This is a genomic window from Actinoplanes sp. NPDC049802 (assembly GCF_040656595.1).
Taxonomy (GTDB): Bacteria; Actinomycetota; Actinomycetes; order Mycobacteriales; family Micromonosporaceae; genus Actinoplanes.
This window is the reverse complement of sequence record NZ_JBFAMR010000050.1, coordinates 15,303-31,481: the sequence shown is the minus strand read 5'-3', so window position 1 is coordinate 31,481 and position 16,179 is coordinate 15,303. Positions and strand designations below refer to the sequence as shown.

General features: G+C 73.9%; 17 protein-coding genes. 9 read left to right on the top strand and 8 right to left on the bottom strand.

Going from position 1 to position 16,179, the window contains the following annotated elements; all coding sequences use genetic code 11:
* The first annotated feature begins 65 nt into the window (after positions 1–65).
* Positions 66–554, top strand: coding sequence for an NUDIX domain-containing protein (locus tag AB0I88_RS28445; RefSeq protein ID WP_361031088.1), 489 nt, complete (start codon positions 66–68; stop codon positions 552–554).
* Positions 551–961 (top strand): NUDIX domain-containing protein, encoded by a 411-nt coding sequence (locus AB0I88_RS28440; protein WP_361031085.1) that lies wholly within the window; start codon positions 551–553, stop codon positions 959–961. Before AB0I88_RS28445 ends, AB0I88_RS28440 begins: the two co-directional genes overlap by 4 nt.
* Here AB0I88_RS28440 and AB0I88_RS28435 read toward each other — a convergent pair.
* Both AB0I88_RS28435 and AB0I88_RS28430 read right to left on the bottom strand, forming a co-directional pair.
* A complete protein-coding gene (locus AB0I88_RS28435) occupies positions 935–1,465 on the bottom strand; it encodes an NUDIX domain-containing protein (protein ID WP_361031082.1) in 531 nt (176 codons plus the stop codon). The two genes, AB0I88_RS28440 and AB0I88_RS28435, sit on opposite strands and share 27 nt — an antisense overlap.
* Positions 1,462–2,244 carry a hypothetical protein gene (locus AB0I88_RS28430; RefSeq protein ID WP_361031079.1) on the bottom strand — a complete coding sequence of 261 codons (783 nt, stop codon included), beginning with the start codon at positions 2,242–2,244 and terminating at the stop codon, positions 1,462–1,464. Before AB0I88_RS28430 ends, AB0I88_RS28435 begins: the two co-directional genes overlap by 4 nt.
* Before the next feature lie 90 nt (positions 2,245–2,334).
* Here AB0I88_RS28430 and AB0I88_RS28425 point away from each other — a divergent pair, with 90 nt between their 5' ends.
* Positions 2,335–3,132 carry a DUF3097 domain-containing protein gene (locus AB0I88_RS28425; protein WP_361031076.1) on the top strand — a complete coding sequence of 266 codons (798 nt, stop codon included), beginning with the start codon at positions 2,335–2,337 and terminating at the stop codon, positions 3,130–3,132.
* On the opposite strand, the gene AB0I88_RS28420 is transcribed toward AB0I88_RS28425, so the two are convergent.
* Positions 3,122–4,489 carry a PLP-dependent aminotransferase family protein gene (locus tag AB0I88_RS28420; protein ID WP_361031073.1) on the bottom strand — a complete coding sequence of 456 codons (1,368 nt, stop codon included), beginning with the start codon at positions 4,487–4,489 and terminating at the stop codon, positions 3,122–3,124. The genes AB0I88_RS28425 and AB0I88_RS28420 overlap by 11 nt on opposite strands.
* 144 nt (positions 4,490–4,633) lie before the next feature.
* Between AB0I88_RS28420 and AB0I88_RS28415 the strand changes: the two genes are divergently transcribed.
* Complete coding sequence (locus AB0I88_RS28415) at positions 4,634–5,542, top strand: DMT family transporter (protein ID WP_361031070.1); 909 nt, start codon at positions 4,634–4,636, stop codon at positions 5,540–5,542.
* 365 nt (positions 5,543–5,907) lie between these two features.
* Here AB0I88_RS28415 and AB0I88_RS28410 read toward each other — a convergent pair whose 3' ends face one another.
* Entirely contained in the window at positions 5,908–7,212 is a 1,305-nt protein-coding gene (locus AB0I88_RS28410) for a serine hydrolase domain-containing protein (protein WP_361031067.1), read from the bottom strand.
* 110 nt (positions 7,213–7,322) lie between these two features.
* Between AB0I88_RS28410 and AB0I88_RS28405 the strand changes: the two genes are divergently transcribed.
* The 3 genes from AB0I88_RS28405 (at position 7,323) to AB0I88_RS28395 (ending at position 9,665) form a co-directional block, all read left to right on the top strand.
* Positions 7,323–7,772 carry an NfeD family protein gene (locus AB0I88_RS28405; RefSeq protein WP_361031064.1) on the top strand — a complete coding sequence of 150 codons (450 nt, stop codon included), beginning with the start codon at positions 7,323–7,325 and terminating at the stop codon, positions 7,770–7,772.
* Between the two features lie 11 nt (positions 7,773–7,783).
* Positions 7,784–8,875 carry an SPFH domain-containing protein gene (locus AB0I88_RS28400; protein ID WP_361031061.1) on the top strand — a complete coding sequence of 364 codons (1,092 nt, stop codon included), beginning with the start codon at positions 7,784–7,786 and terminating at the stop codon, positions 8,873–8,875.
* A 121-nt stretch (positions 8,876–8,996) separates the two neighbouring features.
* Positions 8,997–9,665: a hypothetical protein gene (locus tag AB0I88_RS28395; RefSeq protein WP_361031058.1), complete on the top strand. Its 669-nt coding sequence runs from the start codon at positions 8,997–8,999 to the stop codon at positions 9,663–9,665.
* On the opposite strand, the gene AB0I88_RS28390 is transcribed toward AB0I88_RS28395, so the two are convergent.
* Positions 9,662–10,456, bottom strand: a complete 795-nt coding sequence (locus tag AB0I88_RS28390; RefSeq protein ID WP_361031055.1) for an RNA methyltransferase — start codon at positions 10,454–10,456, stop codon at positions 9,662–9,664. The two genes, AB0I88_RS28395 and AB0I88_RS28390, sit on opposite strands and share 4 nt — an antisense overlap.
* A gap of 55 nt (positions 10,457–10,511) precedes the next feature.
* Between AB0I88_RS28390 and AB0I88_RS28385 the strand changes: the two genes are divergently transcribed.
* Positions 10,512–12,167, top strand: coding sequence for a flavohemoprotein (locus tag AB0I88_RS28385; RefSeq protein WP_361031052.1), 1,656 nt, complete (start codon positions 10,512–10,514; stop codon positions 12,165–12,167).
* Between the two features lie 69 nt (positions 12,168–12,236).
* On the opposite strand, the gene AB0I88_RS28380 is transcribed toward AB0I88_RS28385, so the two are convergent.
* Together AB0I88_RS28380 and AB0I88_RS28375 are read right to left on the bottom strand one after the other, a co-directional pair.
* Positions 12,237–12,650, bottom strand: a complete 414-nt coding sequence (locus tag AB0I88_RS28380) for a signal peptidase I (RefSeq protein WP_361031049.1) — start codon at positions 12,648–12,650, stop codon at positions 12,237–12,239.
* A 184-nt stretch (positions 12,651–12,834) separates the two neighbouring features.
* The gene (locus AB0I88_RS28375) at positions 12,835–14,121 is read right to left on the bottom strand and encodes a hypothetical protein (protein WP_361031169.1); all 1,287 of its coding nucleotides are present in this window, start codon (positions 14,119–14,121) and stop codon (positions 12,835–12,837) included.
* Between the two features lie 92 nt (positions 14,122–14,213).
* Here AB0I88_RS28375 and murD point away from each other — a divergent pair, with 92 nt between their 5' ends.
* Positions 14,214–15,560, top strand: a complete 1,347-nt coding sequence (murD, locus tag AB0I88_RS28370; protein ID WP_361031046.1) for a UDP-N-acetylmuramoyl-L-alanine--D-glutamate ligase — start codon at positions 14,214–14,216, stop codon at positions 15,558–15,560.
* On the opposite strand, the gene AB0I88_RS28365 is transcribed toward murD, so the two are convergent.
* Positions 15,557–16,129, bottom strand: coding sequence for a hypothetical protein (locus AB0I88_RS28365; RefSeq protein WP_361031043.1), 573 nt, complete (start codon positions 16,127–16,129; stop codon positions 15,557–15,559). The two genes, murD and AB0I88_RS28365, sit on opposite strands and share 4 nt — an antisense overlap.
* Positions 16,130–16,179 lie beyond the last annotated feature (50 nt).

Below are 16,179 nucleotides of genomic sequence, written 5' to 3'. Positions count from 1 at the left end.
GCCCGTCACCCGGACAGAGGGATGTGTTCGGGCGGCGGGCCGCGCTCTGCGATAGCGTCCCTGTCGTGCCGTCGTGGGAAGACTCTTATCTGGGGCGGTTGCGGGCGCTCACCGGCGACGAGCCGGTCCTGCTGACCATCGGGGCGCGGGCGGTGCTCCGCGACCCCGGCGGCCGGGTCCTGCTGATCCGGCGCAGCGACAACGGCCGCTGGGCGCTGCCGGCCGGGACCATGGAGCTGGGCCAGACGCTGCGGGAGTGCGCCATCCGTGAGGTGTTCGAGGAGACCGGGCTGACCGCGCACACGGTCACCCCGTTCGCCCTCTACTCGGGGGAGAAACCGCACACCAACGTGTTCGGGGCGACGTACCAGCACGTGTCCCTCGCCGTCCGGGTCGACTCCTGGTCCGGCGAGCTGCTGCGGGTCACCGACGAGACCCTGGACGCCGCCTTCTACCCGCCCGGTGCGCTGCCCGGCGACCTGGCCGGGTCGGTGCCGCTCACCCTGGGGGACCTGGCGCGGTTCGAGTCCGGCGAACCTTTCCGGCTCGTATGACGAGCCCCGGCGTGGTCGACGCGGCGGCCTGGGTGTGTGTCCGCGAGCGGCGGGTCCTGGTGGTCCGCGCCGCCGGGTCGGACGCCTTCTACCTGCCCGGCGGCAAACCCGAACCGGGGGAGAGCGACGCCGAGGCGGCCGCGCGTGAGGTGGCCGAGGAGGTGGGGCTGCACCTCGACCCGGCGGAGTTGCGCCACCTCACCACGATCGACGCGCCCGCCCACAACCGTCCGCCGGGCACTCGCGTACGTCTCGTGTGTTTCGTCGGAGCGGGACCCGCCGGCGAGCCGGAGGCGGCCAACGAGATCGCCGAGATCGGCTGGTTCACGTCGGCGGACGCCGGCCGGTGCGCGCCCGCCATCCGGATGGTCCTGGACGAGCTAGCCGGCGCGGGCCTGATCGGCTGAGCGGGAGTGCTCGGTGAAATACCGGGCAGCGATCGCCGTGTGGATGCTGAAGCCCAGCTCGGCCGGGCCGTCGAGCACCTCCCGCCGCAGCGTCTCCGGAGTGCCGGGCGCCGGCGGCAGGTCGGCCGGGCTCCGCAACGCGGGCAGCAGGCCGAAGACGAGGATCGTGCCGTCCGGGGCGCTGACCGTGTCGAACAGCCGCACACCGCCGGGATCGGCCACCACCCCGGTCTCCTCGAACAGCTCCCGCACCGCCGCGGCCTGCCAGGTCTCGCCCACGTCGATGAAACCGCCGGGCAGTGCCAGCCGGCCGCGGGCCGGTGCGATCCCGCGGCGAACGGCCAGCAGGCCGGCGCCCACCGGCTGGACCGCCACGGCCACCGGCGTCGGATTGAGATAGCTGATTTCACCGCACGCCGTGCAGCGGCGTGGCCACGGCCGGCCGGGGGTGAACCGGGCGCCGCAGAAACTGCAGTGGGCGTGCCGGTCGGGAGCCGGGCTCACGGGCTCAGCGGCGAGTTGCAGGCGGCCACCAGAGCCTGGCGGCAGGCGGCGGTCAACGGGCGCAGCGCCTCGTCACGCTGCTGGGCCTCGTAACCGTTGACGGCGCCGCCGGGCGCGTTGGTCTCGGCGAGGGCGAGCACCTGGTCGAGGACGCTGGCCCGGGCGAACAGCCGGCGTGACCGCGGGTCGAAGCCGGGCGGCAGCGTCTCGGCGCTCTCCGGGCGGCGCAGCGCCTGCAACGCCCCGGCGAGCTCCGGTTTCCACTGCGCCACGTCGAGTCTGGTCAGCCGGGCGGTGGCCTCGCCGAGTGCCGCGGTCAGCTGCGCCTCGGCCTCGGCGGCGCCCATCTGGAACACCGGCCGGTGCTCGGGCGCCTGGTGGACCCGCCACAGCACCGTGGAGAACTCCACACCGGAGCCGGACGTGTGCGACCGGACCTCGGGCACCAGACCGAACGACGGGGTCATCACCGCCTCCCCGGCCAGCAGTGCCGCCCCGGTCAGGTCGCCCGGGCCGGGCAGGCCCCGCGGGTCGCCGGGCGCCGGCAGCACCAGCCGGATGTCGTCGGGGTGCAGCTTCGCGAAGACCGGCAGACCTTGGCCGAGCGGCACGTCGGTCCAGGTGCCGGGGGCGTCGGCGACGAGGTGCTCCTCGCCCGCGGCGATCTCGCCGGCCAGCTCGTCGAACGGGACGAGACCGGCCCGCCAGGCGCGAACCCAGGCCACGAACCTGGTGGACCGGCGTGCGGTACGGGTGGCCGCATCGGCTGCGGGTGACATGCGAGCAAGGGTACGTGCCGGTGCCGAGAGTTGTCTCGGCCCGGAGCGTCACCGGCGGTGTGTCCGTGATCGCGCGTTACCGTGCGGGGCATGTATGGGGAGGATGTGCTGGCGGGCGACTGGCGCCGCCGCAAGGTGACACCGGAGGTGGCGGCCGAGCCGGATCTGGTGGTCGAGGACGCCGGTTCCGGGTTCTGCGGCGCGGTCGTCGGATTCGAGCTCGGCGCCGTCGTCCTGGAGGACCGGCACGGCAAGCGCCGTAACTTCCCGCTCACCCCGGCCGCGTTCCTGCTGGACGGCCGCCCGGTCACGCTGGTCCGCCCGGCGGCGGTGCGGGCCCCGGCGCCTCGCCGGGTCACCGCGTCCGGGTCGATCGCCGTCGGCGACGTGAAAGCCCAGGTGGCGAAGGCCAGCCGGATCTGGGTGGAGGGCATCCACGACGCCGCCCTGGTGGAGCGCATCTGGGGCGACGACCTGCGGATCGAGGGCATCGTGGTGGAGCCGCTGGACGGCATCGACGACCTGTCCGCCGCGGTCGCCGCGTTCCGGCCCGGACCGTCGCGCAGGCTCGGCGTACTGGTCGATCATCTCGTCCCGGGGTCCAAGGAGAGCCGGATCGTCGCCCGGGTGACCGACCCGGACGTGCTCGTCACCGGCCACCCCTACGTGGACGTCTGGCAGGCGGTCAAACCCGAACGGGTGGGCCTGCGGGCGTGGCCGGTCATCCCGCCGGGCCGCCCGTGGAAGGAGGGCGTCTGCGCCGCCGTGGGCGTCCGCGAGCCGGCCGACATGTGGCGCCGCGTCCTCGCCTCGGTCAGCTCCTACAAGGACGTCGAGACCCCGCTCGTCAACTCGATGGAACGGCTGATCGACTTCGTCACCGAGTAGACGGCTCGCCTCCGGCTCGGCCTGGACGGCTGAGGGCCTTGCCGATGCGGGCGGCGGCCTCGACGAGGCGGTCCGGCGGGTGGGCGGCATATCCGATCACCAGGCCGGGCGGTCCGGCCCGGTGCCGGTGCCACGTCAACGGCTGCACCAGTACGCCCGCCGCCGCGACCCGCCCCGCCAGATCCACGTCGTCGGCCGTCTCCGGCAGCAGCACCAGCAGATGCAGCCCGGCCGCGACGCCGGCCACCCGGAACTCCGGCAGGTGCGCGCGTAACCCGGCGAGCAGCGCGTCCCGCCGTGACCGCTGCCGGGCCCGTACCGCCCGTAGATGCCGCTCGTAGTCGCCGGACGCCAGCAGTTCGGCCAGCACCAGCTGCGGCAGGGCCGGATTGCCCAGGTCGCTGGCGTGCTTGGCGGCCAGCAGCTCGGTCTGCATCGGGCGCGGCGCGATCAGCCAGCCGGTCCGCATCGCCGGTGCGAGCGACTTGGAGACGCTTCCCAGATAGGCCACCCGTTCCGGTGCCGGCCCCTGCACCGCGGCCACCGGCGCCCGGTCGTAGCGGTGCTCGGCGTCGTAGTCGTCCTCGATGATCAGGTTGCCGCCGGCCGCCCAGGCCAGCAGCTCCCGGCGGCGCTCCGGGGCCAGCACCACCCCGGTCGGGAACTGGTGCGCCGGCGTCAGCACCGCCGCCCCGGCGCCGGTCGCCGCCAGGTCGCCGACCCGCATCCCGTCCCCGTCGACCGGCACGCCCACCTGCGCCATGCCCCAGAACGCCAGCTGGTCGGCGGCGCCGCGCGACCCCGGGTCCTCCACCGCGACCGCTCCGACGCCGCGGGATCGCAGGACATGCGCCAGCAGGGCGAGCCCTTGCGCCACGCCGGCGGTGACGACCACGTCGTCCGCCTCACAGCGCACCCCACGCGTACGGGCGAGCCAGGCGACCAGCTCCGCCCTCAGCCGTGGTGTGCCCCCGGGGTCGCCGTAGCCGAGGTCCGCCGCGGTGACCCGGTCCAGCACCGCGCGTTCGGCCCGCAGCCAGGCGGCCCGTGGGAACGCCGACAGGTCCGGCACCCCCGGCGACAGGTCGAGGTCGATGCCGTCCGGTGCGGAGACGGGCAGGCGCAGCTCGTCGAGGGTCCGCCGGCGGTCTCCGGCGGGCCGTGTCCCGAGCGCCGTGCCACTGCCGGTGACCACCGTGCCCGACCCGGTCCGTGCCGCGGCCAGGCCCTCGTCGGTCAGCCGCTGGTAGGCCTGCACCACCACGCCCCGGGAGACGCCCAGCTCCGCGGCGAGCAGCCGGCTGGCCGGCAGCCGGGCGCCCGGTGCCAGCCGCCCGGCCGTGATCGCCGTCCGCAACCCGTCGGTCAGCCAGGCGGTCAGCCCTTTGGCCGGCGCCTGGTCGGCCCGCAGCTGCAGAAAGTCCGAACCGGAAATTGGTCCACCTCATCCCGCTCGAATTGGCCCTCGAACCGGACCATACCCGGGGGAACGATTCTCGTCATGACACTCACCGTTCGGGAACCCGCCGCACCGCCGCACCGTCCGCGGACCGCTCGCTACGGGCTGGCCGGGGCGGCCGGCATGGTCTTCGTCGGCGGCAGCGTCGCGGTCTCCGGCCACCTCGCCGACGCGCCCCTGTTCACCGTCCAGGCCGCCCGGTACGCGGTCGCCTGCCTGCTGCTGCTCGGCTACGCCCGCTGGACCGGCGTTCCGGTGCTGCGGCCCCGCGGCCGGGAATGGCTCTGGCTGCTCGGCGTCACCCTGACCGGCCTGGTCATCTTCAACGTGGCCCTGGTCCAGGGCTCCCGGCACGCCGAACCCGCGGTCATCGGCGTGGCCGTCGCCTGCGTCCCGATCGTGCTGGCCGCCGTGGGCCCGTTGCTGGAGGGCCGCCGCCCCGCCGCGCGGGTCCTCGCCGCGGCCGCCGTGGTGACCGCCGGCGCCGCCCTGGTCCAGGGCCTCGGCCGCACCGACGCGACCGGCGTGTTCTGGGCGTTCGTGACGTTCGGCTGCGAGGCCGCCTTCACCCTGCTGGCCGTCCCGGTCCTGGGCCGTCACGGCCCGCTCGGGGTCTCGGCGCACACCACCTGGCTGGGCGCCGCCGCGTTCGCCGCGATCGGCCTCACCATCGAGGGCCCGTCCGCGATCACCCGGCTGCGCCCCGGCGACCTGCTGGCCGCCGCCTACCTGGCCGTCCTGGTCACCGCGGTCGCGTTCCTGCTCTGGTACACGTGCGTGGCCCGCATCGGCTCCGGCCGGGCCGGCCTGCTGACCGGCGTCGCCCCGATCTCCGCCGCGGCCACCGGGGTGGCTCTCGGCGGCCCCGTCCCGGCCCCGCTGGTCTGGCTCGGCATGGCCACCGTCGCTGCCGGCCTCGCCCTCGGTCTCTCCGCGCGGCCCGGCCGGTGAGGCGGCCGGCTGTGGGAGCCGTTTCGGGGGTGGTGAGGGGGAGCCCTGTGCCGGCTGGACGGTTTCCGCTCCCGGCCGGTGGGGGCGGCCGGCGTGGGGACTGTCTCCGGGGTCGGGAGGCGGCTCCGAGGGCCGGTTGTGGGGGACTGTCTCCGGGGCCGGGAGGCGGCTCCGAGGGCCGGCTGGGCAGGCGCGACCGCCCACCCGCGTGCGGGGCGGCGGACGCGGGTGGACCGGCCGAACCGGCCACCGATCTCAGCCCGGCGGCCGCGTCGCGGGCTGGAGTGGCGGCGAGATCGCGCCGGCCGGGCGGAACGGTCCGGGTTCGGCGGGGCGGGGTCACGCGTACCGCCGAAAGGGTCTTCTCAGGCGAGATGGCCGGGGTCGCGGCTGTGGATGAAGGTGGCGATGTCCAGGCGTTCGGCCGTGCCGTCGGGGGAGCGGAGGATGCGCAGGATCTCGCCCTCGTTGTCGCCGGCGACGCCGCGCCAGCGGTCGGGGGCCTCGCGGACGTAGCGGGTGTGGTGCTGTGGGCCGGTCATGACCAGGGCGTCGCCGTCGGGCAGGAGGGAGTGTTCGCGGCCCATCCACCACCAGCGGCCGCGGATCTCGGCGGCTTCGCCCTCCGGGGCGGTCGGCGGGCGCCACGCGGGGACCGGGGTGGGTTCGCTGTCGAGGACGGCGGTGAGGGTCTCCAGGCTGACGTCCTTGATGCCGGTGCCGTCGAGGCCGTAGGCGTTGGCGAAGACGATGACGCCCATCCGGCTGCGGCGGTGTACGGCCAGGTGGGCGACGTAGCCGGGCATGGAGCCGCCGTGCCCGACGTAGACGCGTTCGCCGACCCGGAACAGTTGCGGGCCGAGACCGTGGCCGGCGGTCCAGGACTCCAGGTCGCTGATGGCGACCGGCGCGCACATCTCGTCGACCGTCTCGCGGGCCAGTACGGTGGGCGCCGGATCGGCCAGGAAGGCGGCCCATTTCGCCATGTCGGTGACCGTCGACCAGAGTTGCCCGGCGGGGGCCATGGCGCCGGTGTCCGGGCGGGGCTCCTCGTGCAGGGTTCCGTCGAGGGAGTGCACCACGTAACCCCGGGCGTACGGCTCGACCGGCGCGTAGGTGGTGCGTTTCATGCCGAGCGGGTCGAGGACGCGTTTGCCGGCGAGGTCGGCCCAGGCCATGCCGGTGACCCGTTCCAGGACCGCGCCGAGCAGCCCGTAGGCCAGGTTGGAGTAGCGGTAGCGGCGGTACGGCGGGCCGGCCAGCTTCTCGTAGGTGAGCTCGGCCAGCAGCCTGTCCACGTCCCCGCCGGGGTGGCGCTCCCACCACGGGCCGTCCGGCTCGCGTTGCAGCCCGGACACGTGGCCGAGCAGCTGGCGCAGGGTGACGCCGCCGATCGGGGTGCCCGGCAGGTGCCGGTAGAGCAGGTCGTCGAGGGCGAAGAACCCTTCGTCGCGCAGCTGCATGACCAGCGTCGCGGTGATCGTCTTGGTGATCGACCCGAGCCGGTACTGGGTCTTCGGGTCCGGCCGCGGCTGCTCCCCGGCGCCGGCGAAGTGCAGGACGGCGCGGTCGCGGACGACGGCGAGGGCGAGCGACGGCGCCCGGCCGGTGGACTGTGCCCGGGCGGCGATCCCGTCGATCCGGCGGACGGTCTCCGGTAGCAGCGTCACGGTGGGTTCCTCCCCTGCGGCGAACTCATGGGTCTAACTGTTCGAACCGGATTCGGCTACGCCACCCTGGAACGTCGCAGTATGTGCATGGACGTGTCACGATCGGTGGTGTGGAAGCCGTTCTCTGGATCGTCCTCGCCGTCGTGCTGGCGATCGCCGAGGCCTTCACCGCGACGATTCTGGTCATCTTCTTCGCCGCCGGTGCCCTGGCCGCGGCGGGCGCCGCCGCGCTCGGCGCCGGCGTCGTGGTGCAGGTGATCGTCTTCGCCGTGGTGTCCGGGCTCTCGGTGGGCGCGGTCCGCCCGATCATCATGCGGCACGCCCGGTCCGCCCTGGAGGCCGGGGAGCGCCCGTTCGGGATCGAGGCGATCGAGGGTTCCCGCGGCCTGGTCGTGGAGGAGGTCTCCGCCGACCACGGGATGGTCAGGATCGACGGTGAGCTGTGGCAGGCCCGCGCGGTCGACGGCCAGGAGGTCTTCCTGCCGGGCGCCCATGTCCGGGTCGTCAAGGTGCGTGGCGCGACCCTCCAGGTGTGGCACGACGACCTGCCCGATCTCTAAGGAGTGGGGTAATGGAACAAATCATCCTGATCCTCGTCATAGCCATCTTCGTGCTCGCCGTGACCACGCTCGTCAAGGCCGTCCGGATCGTTCCGCAGCAGCGGATGGACGTCGTCGAGCGGCTCGGCAAATACAAGCGGACCCTCTCGCCCGGCCTCAACCTGCTGGTGCCGTTCGTCGATGCGGTCCGGACCAAGGTCGACATGCGGGAACAGGTGGTGTCGTTCCCGCCGCAGCCGGTGATCACCTCGGACAACCTGGTCGTCTCGATCGACACGGTGCTCTACTTCAAGGTCGTCGACCCGGTGCGGGCGACGTACGAGATTTCCCACTTCCTCCAGGCGATCGAGCAGCTCACCGTCACCACGCTGCGGAACGTGATCGGCTCCCTGGACCTGGAGCGGGCGCTGACCAGCCGTGAGGAGATCAACCGGCACCTGTCCGGGGTGCTGGACGAGACCACCGGCCGCTGGGGCATCAAGGTGACCCGGGTGGAGATCAAGGCGATCGAGCCGCCGCCGAGCATCCGCGACTCGATGGAGAAGCAGATGCGCGCCGAGCGGGACCGGCGGGCCGCGATCCTCAACGCCGAGGGCCACAAGCAGGCGCAGATCCTCACCGCCGAGGGCGAGAAGCAGGCGGCCGTGCTGCGGGCCGACGGCGACCGGCAGGCCCGCATCCTCCAGGCGGAGGGACAGGCCAAGGCGATCCGGACCGTCTTCGACGCCATCCACCAGGCCAACCCGTCGCAGAAGGTGCTCGCCTACCAATACCTGCAGTCGCTGCCGCAGATCGCCAACGGCACGGCCAACAAGGTGTGGATCCTGCCGACCGAGCTCACCAAGGCCCTGGAGGGGCTGGGCGGGGCGCTCGGCGGGCTGGCGAACATGGTGGGCGACGAACCCCGTCCGGACATGGACGTCTCGGCCGTGGAACGGGAGGCGGCGGCCGCCGCCGAGGCCGCCGCGGCCGAGGCGCGGCGGGTCGACGACGCGGTCCGGGAGGCCGAGGCGGAGGCGTCCGGGCAGCCGGGCCTGCCGGCGCCCGGCACGATCCCGCCGGCGGCGGTGCTCGGCGGACCACAACGCATCGAAAAGCGCTGACTTTTCGGCCTTTTGTGGGATTCGCCGCATCTGACGGTGACTTTTGGCATGCTTCGCAGCAGGATTCCCGACCGGTGCCCCCGGCCGCTCGGCTTGTTGCCCCAGCTAACGAGGCGGAGCCATGAGCATCAGCCACCGTCAGACGGCGAGCGGCCGACCCCTGCGGGTCGCGCCGGCGTGGGTCGGCGCCCCGACCACGACCGAGACGGACACCCATCCGCTGCCGGTGCGCGACGCCGTGTGGATCTGGTCGGTCCGCAGGTACGCCCGGCTGGCCCTGTGGGCGCTCCCGGTCGCCGCGGTCCTCTACGGCTGGCTGACCCTCGGCGTCCACGGCGCGCCCGGCCCGCTCGCGGTCGGCCTGATCGCCGGATGGCTCGCCATGATCTCCCTGATCGCGCTGGCCGGGCTGCTCGCCGGCTCCCGGACCCGGCGGTGCGCCGTGGCCGGTCTGCTGACCACGCTGGCCGGCGCCACCATGCTGCTGCCGGCGGCCGCGCGGCCGGCGGAGACCGTGGTGGCGAACGCGGCGACGGCCGGCGGGCACGTGCCCGGCCTGCTCCCCACCGCCGCGGCGGTCTGCGGCGCCGGGATGCTGCTGCTCGGCTGGGCGGTGTTCCGGTCCAAACTCGTCAACCCCGCCGACGGGGTGCTGCTGATGCTCGCGGCGCCGGCGATGGGGATGGGCACGTCCGCGGACCAGCCCATCCCGACCGTCGGCGCCCTTCTGGCGCTGGCCGCCGGGATGGGGCTCGCCTGGACCGGCGGCCGTCTCGTGCCCCGGTCCTAACGCGTGATCTCGTAGAACCCGATGGCGGCCGCGGTCGCCACGTTCAGCGAGTCGACCCCGTTGTGCATCGGGATCACCACGGCCGCGTCGGCCGCCTCCAGGGCGGTACGCGTCAGCCCCGGCCCCTCCGCCCCGAGCAGCAGCGCCGGCCGCTCCCGCTGCGCCGGGGTCAGGTCGGCGATCGCCACGGCCCCGTCGCCGGGGGTCATCGCCAGCAGCGTGAACCCGGCCGCCCGGATCGCCTTGAGGGTGCCCGGCCAGTCGTCCGACTTCGCGTACGGGATGGCGAACACCTCGCCCATGCTGACCCGTACCGCCCGGCGGTAGAGCGGGTCCGCGCAGCTCGGCGACAGCACCACGGCGTCGATGCCGAGCGCCGCCGCGCTCCGGAACAGCGCGCCCAGGTTGGTGTGCGTGTTCAGCCCCTCCAGGACGGCCAGGCTGCGCGCCCCGGCCAGCAGCTCCTCCATCGACGGCAGCTCCCGCCGGTGGAACGACGCCAGGACGCCCCGGTGCACGTGGAACCCGGTGATCGACTCCAGCACCGGCGGCGGGGCGGTGTAGAGCGGCGCCTCCGGCGGCAGCCCGGTCAGCCGGCCGGCGCGTTTCTCGTCGACCAGAGCCGACCGCATCCGGTAACCGGCCCGCAGCGCCCGCTGGATGACCAGTTCCCCTTCGGCGATGAACAGACCGTTCGGCGGCTCCCACCGGGTCCGCAGCTCGACATCGGTGAGGGCGAGGTAGTCACCGATCCGCGGATCGTCCGGGCTGGTGATGCTGAGTGCTGGCACACCGGCATTATTCGCGGGGTAGGGTCACCCTTGTCGAGTTCGCCGGGGGTGATCCGTGTCGGATCCGCATCTGCTCGCCCTGCTGCGCGCCATCCGGCTACGCCAGAACGCGCCGGACGCGGCCGCCGCCGGAGCATCCGACGCCGCCGCCGCGCTCTCCGACATCCCCTCCCCGGCGCCGTCCGACGACGACGAGGAGGCCGGGGTGCCGGAAGCAGGCCCGGCGCCGCCGTACTACTCCGGCCGCACCGGCGGCGGGACCACCCGGCCCGACTCCGGTCTGCTCTGGCGCGGTGACCCGGGCGCCGCCCTGGGCCGGTCCAGCCTCCAGGCCCGGTCCGCCACCGCGGCGCAGAACGCGGCGGCCGCCGCACGCGGCCCCGACCGGAGCGTGCCACCGGTCGGCGGGGTCGTCCCGTCCGGCCCGACCGTCCCGGTGCCGAACATCCCACCGATCTCCGGCGCCCGCCCGCTCGGCGCGCCCGGCACCGAGTTCCCGCCGCCGCAGCCGTCCGGCGAGCACCCGGGCCCCCGCCGACCCGGTGTGCCCGGCAAACGCGGCGCACCGCGGCACGACGGCATGGACCCGGCCGACGGCCAGGCGCTGCGCGACACCCAACGGCTGCTCAGCACCAGCCTCACCTTCGCGGGCGGCGTCGAGGAGGTCGCCGGGAGGCTGTGGGAGGCGCTGCGGCAGGCACAGCCGGCCCTGCTCGACGCGCTGCCCGGCACGGCCGCGTCGCAGCGCGCCCGGCTGACCCGCGCGATCACCTGGCTGGTGCACCGGCTCGACGATCCGCCCGCCCTGGTCGCCGGATGCGCCCAGGTGGGGGCGGTGCTGGCCGAATGCGGCATCCAGTGGACCGGGTTGCGGGTGGTCGGCGCCGCCCTGGCCGAGGCGATGCGTGCCGGGATGCCTCCGGGCGCCTGGCGGCAGGACTTCGACCACGCGTGGCGCTGGACGTGGCAGCACCTCTACGAGTGGCTGGTGCACGGGGGGACGCTCAGCGCGTACCAGCCGACGATCTGGCCGGCCGAGGTGATCGCGCACGACAGGCGGCGCCCCGACCTGGCGGTGATCACGCTGCGGCCCGGCCTGCCGATGCCGTTCCGTCCCGGCCAGTTCGCCCGGTTCGAGGTCGGCGCGGTGCCCGGGGTGTGGCGGCCGTACTCGCCGGCCGGCGCCCCGCGCCGGGACGAGCTGTTCGAGCTGCACGTGCGGGCGAAGACGGAGACCGGCGTCAGCGGCGCTCTCGTGCACCACACCGTGCCCGGCGACCGGGTCCGGCTCACCCGCGCCGAGGGCGAGATGGGCCTGCCCGCCGAACCGGGCCGCGGCATCCTGATGATCGCCGGGGACACCGGCGTGGCCCCCATGAAAGCCATGCTGGCCGAGCTGGTGGCGACCGCCGACGCCCGGCCGGCCGTGCTGTTCTGGGGCGTCCGCGACCTCGACGAGCTCTACGACATCGACGCCCTCAACGAGCTGGCCGCCCGGTCGCCGCGCGCCACGGTCGTTCCGGTGGTGGCCGGGGGCGACCCCGGGCCGTACGCGTCCGGCCTGGTCACCGACGCGGTGGCCGCCTACGGCGAGTGGTCCCGCCACGAGGTCTACCTGGCCGGGCCGCCGCTCATGCTGGCCGGCACCAGCGCCGCGCTGCACCGGCTCGGCGTGCAGCCCGCGCGCATCCATCACGACGCCCCCGAATGACCCCATGCATCGGTACGCCGTTCCGAGCCCTCGACCACACCCGGGCCGTTCCGCCCGTGCGGCGCGAGCTCACCGGGTGGTCCCGCCGGTGCCGCGCCCGCCGGGCTGAGGCCGATGGGCGCTGCGGACGGCGTAGCCGGGGACGGACGGCCAGCGGACGGTGAGGACGACCGACTCCTCGGCGGCGAACCAGGAGTGGTCGACGCCGCGCGGCCAGACCACGTAGTCGCCCTGCTTGTCGAGGACGACGGTGCGGCCCGGGAACTCCATGTGGAAGCAGCCGCTGATCAGCACCAACAGGGCGGTCCGCTCCTCGCCGCGGACCCACTCGGCCCGCCGGTCGCCGCGCGGATGCCGGCCCCACTTGATCTCGACGTCGGTGCTGTGCCGGGGGTCGCCCTCGGGCTTGAAGTGCCCCAGCAGCCAGCCCCGGTCGGCGAGCGCGTCCGGGTCGGCGTTTCCCACATAGATCTCGTCGGCCACGCCCCGGAACGCTACCCGCCGACCTTGGCCCGGCCGGCCCTGAGGGCGGCCTCCTCTGGCGGGAGACCGCGCTGGGGGCCGGCTGTTTCACGTGGCCGGCCCTGAGGGCGGCCTCCGACGGCGCGAGACCGCGCTGGGGGCCGGCTGTTCTCACGGGGCTGCCGCCCGGAGCCGGCCGGAGTGGTCAGATGGCCTCGTCGAGGAGTTTGCGATAGGCCGGGGGCACGTGGTTGGGGCCGCCCGGGGTGAAGACGCCGGAGTGGGAGACCTCCGCCCACGCCGTCTGCGGGACGGCGGCGCGCAGGGCCACCAGCACGGGCGCGTCGTCGGTCAGCATGGCGAGGGCGACGAGGCACTCCTCGGCCTCGCCCACGCACTCGAACGGCTTGTGCGCGTCGATGCCGAGCAGTTCCAGGAAGCCCGGCGTCTGGGACGGGTCGGCGAACAGGTCACGGCCGAAGATGTGCGCCAGCCGCTCCCGGGGCATGTGCGGCGCCATCGCCAGGAACACGAACCGGCACTTCGGGCAGTCACCGCACCAGCGTGCCGACGGGTCGTGCAACTTGAACGCCTTGTTACAGCTGGTAACAACATCATCGTACGCTGTGTGACCGGCGAACAGCTGCGCGATGTGCAGCTCGGACAGTGGCCGCAGCAGCGAGAAATACGGATCGGCCAGCCCCGCGTACGCCGCCACGGCCGACCGCAGCAGCCCCTCCGCCTCCACCCCTTTGGACCACTGGTGGTTGACCTCGTGCCCGTTCCAGATCAGGTTCGGGTCGGAGGCGGATCGTTCGTTGGACATCACCACGGGGCCGAGCCCGTGCCAGACCGCGGTGGCGATGGCGATCAGCGAGTTGATCGCGGTGACCGGGATGTGCCCGTTCAGCGCGCCGGCCTTGTTCAGCTCGAAGAGCCGCGGGTCGAGTCTGCGGCGGGCGGCCAGCGCCGGCAGCCCGGAGGCGGCGTTCACCTTCTCGATCACCTGGTTCGGGTTGACCGAGAACGGCACCGGGTCGAGGCCCGCGGCGCGCAGGATCTCCAGCGTGACGATGGAGTCCTTGCCGCCGCCGACCGCGGAGAGCGGCCGGCCGCCGGTGACCTCGGCGGGCGCCGCGGCCGGGATCACGCCCGGGGTCTCGACGGTCAGCTCCAGCACGTGCGGAAGCCGGTTGCGGTACGCGTACTCCGCCATGCCCTTGGTGTAGACGGCGGTGAGGAAATCGGCGACCTGGGGTGGCACGGGTTCGGGCGCGACCACCCGGGCCGGCGCGCCGACCTTGAAGTAGCTCACCCCGGCGACCACGTGCAGCAGGCCGAGGACCCGGGTGAGGGCCTCCGGCACCGCCGGGTCCGCCGGGACCGGCAGCGTGATCGTCTCGGTGAAGCGCAGCGGTTCCGGGCCGTCGAGCAGGTAGTCGAACGTCGCCACCCCCGTCGCCGGATCGAACGCGTACGAGGGGAACTGCATGACGTCGAACCGCACCCGGAGTCTCCTTGCCTATGGCCGAGGGGCAATATTAGTTCGGTCCGACGAGGTTCGACGCGAAGCGGGGAGACGACGTGCGCCTGGCAGACCTGCGCGGCCGATCGGTGGCGGTCTGGGGTACCGGACGGGAGGGCCGGGCCGCGGTGACCGCGATCGCCCGCCACGAGCCGTCCCGCCTGATCGCGGTCGACGACAGCGCGAGCTATCTGTCCGTGGAGTGGACCGGTGAGCTGGCGAAGCTCGCCCCGCTGGCCGGCGGCGAGCACGCCTTCGCGGCCCTGGCCAGCGCCGACGTGGTGGTCCGGTCGCCCGGGGTGCCGTCCACCCATCCGTTCATGGCGCGGCTGCGGGAGCGCGGGATCCCGGTGACCGGTGGCAGCGCGCTGTGGATGGCCGACCATGCCGCCAAGACCGTCGGCGTGACCGGCAGCAAGGGCAAGAGCACCACGTCCAGCCTGATCAGTCACCTGCTGGCGGCGGTGGGGCGGCCGAACGCGTACGGCGGGAACATCGGGGTGCCGCTGCTCGACCTGCCGGAGGCGGAGCTGTATGTGCTGGAGCTGTCCAGCTACCAGTGCGCCGACCTGACCGACTCGCCGCGGGTGGCGGTGGTCACGTCGCTGTTCCCGGAGCATCTGGACGCGCACGGCGGCGAGCGGGAGTACTACCGGGACAAGCTGAACATCCTGCGGCACGGCCCGGAGCTGATCGTGGTGAACGGCACCGACAAGCGGCTGCGCGACGAGATCCGCGGGGTCGCCGACGCGGGCCGGTTCGCGCCGGTTCCGGCCGCCGCCGGGGATTCCCGGTTCCGGGTCGAGGACGGTCAGGTCTGGTGCAGCGACGAGGTCTTGTTCCCGCGGGAGGCGCTGCGCCTGAAGGGCCGGCACAACGAGGGCAACCTGTGCGTGGCGCTGGCCGTGCTGGACGGCATGGGCGTGGACGTGGAGGCCGAGCGGGCGGTCGTCGAGGCGGCGGTCCGGTCGTTCCGGGGGCTGCCGCACCGGCTGGCCGAGATCGAGGACCCGTCCGGGCTGACGTTCGTCGACGACACCCTCTCGACGAGTCCGTACGCGGCCATGCACGCCATCGAGGCGTACGAGAACCGGCCACTCACCGTGCTGGTCGGCGGCAACGATCGCGGCCTGGATTACACACCGTTACGTGATTTCCTCGCCGACCGCGAACTCAGCGTGATCGGCTTGCCGGACAGCGGCCCCCGCATCCTGGAGGCGCTGGCCGGTCTGCCGCGGATCCGCACCGAAATGGCCGAGGATCTGGCCGACGCCGTCCGGCTGGCCCGCGAGGTCACTCCGGCCGGGGGAGTGGTGCTGCTGTCCCCGGCCGCGCCGAGCTACGGCCGGTTCCGCGACTTCGAGCACCGTTCCGAGGTCTTCGCCCAGGCCATCCAGCACGGCTAGACCCCGGTGTGTGGGTTTCGGGCGCGCAGCGCACCCGAAACCCACACACCGGCCGGTTCCGTGACGACCCGGAGCAGTTCGGCGCGGGTCGAGCCGGATTCGGCGACGAGCGTCGTGGTGACCGTCGTCGACACGACGCGGGACGTGCGGACCGTCGCGCCCGTTCCCGGCGCCGGGCACGGCGTGCCCGGTTCCGGGGGGACCGTGGTGCCGGAGATCCCCGCGTAGGCCTTGACGATCCGGAAGCCGGTGACGTCCCGCGCGGGCGGTCCGCGTACCACCTCGACGGTGAGGAACTCTTTCGCGTCCTGTGCGGTGTGCACCGCCCGGACCGGGCGGGCGCTGGCCCCGTCACACACCACCGAGTAGGTGTCCTGGACCAGCCGCACGTGCTGGAACTCCAGGCCGGCCGCCTTTCTCCGCAGGGTGGCGGCGTCCCAGCCGAAGGCGCGCCGCACGTCCTCGGCGTCCACGTGACCGGTGTTGGCGCCGAAGTCGAAGGTGATCTTCGCGTGGGCGGGGCTGGGGAAGGCCAGGACCGCGCCCGCGATCACCGGAAACCATCGCATACCTAATTCTCCTGAAATATGGACAATTGCCACCATGGTTCCACGGCTCG

Excerpts from the sequence above, each read along its gene's own strand:
- AB0I88_RS28400 (WP_361031061.1), top strand. The coding sequence starts at position 7,784 with ATGGAACAAATCATCCTGATCCTCGTCATAGCCATCTTCGTGCTCGCC.
- AB0I88_RS28440 (WP_361031085.1), top strand. The coding sequence starts at position 551 with ATGACGAGCCCCGGCGTGGTCGACGCGGCGGCCTGGGTGTGTGTCCGC.
- AB0I88_RS28430 (WP_361031079.1), bottom strand. The coding sequence starts at position 2,244 with ATGTCACCCGCAGCCGATGCGGCCACCCGTACCGCACGCCGGTCCACC.
- AB0I88_RS28395 (WP_361031058.1), top strand. The coding sequence starts at position 8,997 with ATGAGCATCAGCCACCGTCAGACGGCGAGCGGCCGACCCCTGCGGGTC.
- AB0I88_RS28425 (WP_361031076.1), top strand. The coding sequence starts at position 2,335 with ATGTATGGGGAGGATGTGCTGGCGGGCGACTGGCGCCGCCGCAAGGTG.
- AB0I88_RS28415 (WP_361031070.1), top strand. The coding sequence starts at position 4,634 with ATGACACTCACCGTTCGGGAACCCGCCGCACCGCCGCACCGTCCGCGG.
- AB0I88_RS28375 (WP_361031169.1), bottom strand. The coding sequence starts at position 14,121 with ATGCAGTTCCCCTCGTACGCGTTCGATCCGGCGACGGGGGTGGCGACG.
- AB0I88_RS28365 (WP_361031043.1), bottom strand. The coding sequence starts at position 16,129 with ATGCGATGGTTTCCGGTGATCGCGGGCGCGGTCCTGGCCTTCCCCAGC.